This window comes from Ferruginibacter sp., from assembly GCF_031430955.1.
In the GTDB taxonomy this organism is placed as follows: Bacteria; Bacteroidota; Bacteroidia; order Chitinophagales; family Chitinophagaceae; genus Ferruginibacter.
Genome location: NZ_JANPCM010000004.1, coordinates 1 through 2,303, shown reverse-complemented (window position 1 = coordinate 2,303; position 2,303 = coordinate 1). Strand labels below are relative to the sequence as shown.

Genomic DNA, 2,303 nt, shown 5'->3' with positions numbered 1-2,303 from the left:
CGGTTCCCTGTCGTAAGTAACGGGCTGCGATTCTTTAGGTTCTTTACCCGTGCCCTGCACCCATCCTAAAAAGCCGTTGGTATGAACACTTTCCTTTGCCATTGCATTCCATGCTTTAGTAACAATGGGTAAATATGTTTTAGCATCTAAAATTTTATTGTTAATACCCCAGGCCATACCATACACAAATAAACTGGTTCCCGTTAATTCTTTGCCACCAAAATTGGTGCTGTCGTGCAGGCTGGCATTCCAGTAACCATCGTTGCGCTGAATTTTTGCCAATGCCGTCATCATGTTTTTGTAATCACTTAAATATTCTGCCCGGTGCGTTTCATTTTTAGGAATAGTATTTAATATACGCACCAATGCCGCCACCACCCAGCCATTGCCACGGCTCCAGTAGCAATCTTCGCCATTGGGTTCTTTGTAGGGCGGATCAAAATCTTTATCCCGCCACCACAAACCTTCGGCGGCATTAAACAAACCTTTATCCCCGTGTTTGTATTTGGTGAAGGCATACATTTGATACATGCGGTTAAAATAATTCGTGTCTTTATAAATTACACCCAGCTTGGCAAACACAGGCATTGCCATTTGTATTGCATCTACCCAATGCCAGTCGTCAATTTTATCGCTTTGCATCATCAGATCAATAGATGCTTTAATGCTATCAATATGACTTTTGTTTTTATCAATCAAATACAGGTCGATATAAGTTTGGCCGCAGGCCTGGTTATCGCCGTTACGGGTTTTAATACCATCCCGTAAACTCCAGTTGTGTTTGGCACCCCAATCCACCGCATAATTGTAATACGCTTTTTGTTTATCTACACTGTACAATGCCATCAGGCCTTCGTAATACACAGCCCTTGTCCAAATATGGCTGGGCCAGGTACGGCTGCGGCTGGGCACAAAAATTGGCTTGCCGGCATCGGGCCATTTATCCATAAAATATTTATTGGCCAGGGTAATGGTTTGAAGGACTTGTTTTTTTGCGGCGAGTTTTTGTGCGGTGCTGGTTTGTACCAACAATAAACAAGCGTTGATTACCAGGAAGGCTTTAATGAATTTCATTTGTGCAAGTTAAGATGCTAATTATAATGCAGTTTAGTGCAATGTGGGGGGATGATTGTCATGTGGTGTGCTGCTTTGCAGGATATTTTTTGGTTACAGGCATTGGTTTTAAATGGCAGCATCGTTGCCACGCTCGGTTCAACGACATACCTTTAGGGAACTTTTATTTAACCGTAGATTTAAGCGAATGGCTGGTAAGTCACGAGCCAAGGGGGAGGAAAGAAGATTTAGAAACTAACTAGTTATAAGTTTGATTTATGTAAACTGAATACTCAAATTATGTCAAAAAGAAACCCAAGCGGCCGTATAATTAAAGAACTATTTGCAGATAGTAAAGGTATTTGTGCCGAATGTAATAAAGAATTATTTCCAGATGGAACTAATATTGCCGAGATATGCCATATAGAAGCATTTTCAAGCGCAGGAAGTAGATTTAATAAGACCTTAAAGATTGCAGGAAAAGAAAATGAATATAAAAACTTAATTGTTCTTTGCGCAAATTGCCATATAAAAATTGACACAAAAGGGAATGAAAAAAAATTTGACGTAAATTATCTTCAAACACTAAAAGAAAACCACAAAAAAAAGTCCTTAATAGACACTTCTGAAGAATTTAATGAAAAAGCAACAGAAGAAATTACAAACAAATTTGAACTATCTATTGAAAGTGAATTAGCAGAAATTAAGTACCTTTTGAAATCAATTATCGGTAATAATTGCTTTAAACTGTTAAAAGATGAATTTAAGAGAACGAACTCTTTTCGGGCATCATTTGAAAATATTAATTCATTCTTTTTTAGTATATCAGACAAAGAAACAATTGATACAATTAAAAGAGGAGTTGAATTAGAATTGCCTCAATCATATATTTTGGAAGGTCCGCCATCGTCAGGTAAGACTTCCCTTATTATTAAATTAGCATCTGAAATATCCACTTTTACAAGTGGTATAATTGAATATTACGTATTAAGTAGAATTAATCCGGTGCCGATATATGTTTATAACGAAAACAATTATATCATTTATATTTTCAATAATGGTTTAGTGTATGATTATAAAAAAATGAAACAGGTCCCCGAGGAATACGTTATTAGTGATAAAACCAATAACAGTAATAACAGTAAGAAAGAGAAAAAGCAAGAACAAGTAATTAATATTCGATTTAACTATTCAGTTATTCATCGATCCGCTCGGCCATACGGGAGTCACGACCGGCACCTTCATCCAGG

3 protein-coding genes are annotated in these 2,303 nt (G+C 37.1%); 2 read left to right on the top strand and 1 reads right to left on the bottom strand.

Going from position 1 to position 2,303, the window contains the following annotated elements:
- Window positions 1–1,074, bottom strand: a 1,074-nt coding sequence (locus ACY65O_RS00100; RefSeq protein WP_462218807.1) for a glycoside hydrolase family 88/105 protein, incomplete at its 3' end; no start/stop codon positions are given.
- A 26-nt stretch (window positions 1,075–1,100) separates the two neighbouring features.
- Between ACY65O_RS00100 and ACY65O_RS00095 the strand changes: the two genes are divergently transcribed.
- Complete coding sequence (locus ACY65O_RS00095) at window positions 1,101–1,316, top strand: hypothetical protein (RefSeq protein ID WP_462218806.1); 216 nt, start codon at window positions 1,101–1,103, stop codon at window positions 1,314–1,316.
- Between the two features lie 37 nt (window positions 1,317–1,353).
- Window positions 1,354–2,303 (top strand): HNH endonuclease signature motif containing protein (locus ACY65O_RS00090; protein ID WP_462218805.1); only part of this gene is annotated, 950 nt, incomplete at its 3' end.

Coding starts and splice junctions, on each gene's coding strand:
- ACY65O_RS00095 (WP_462218806.1), top strand. CDS start 1,101: ATGCAGTTTAGTGCAATGTGGGGGGATGATTGTCATGTGGTGTGCTGC.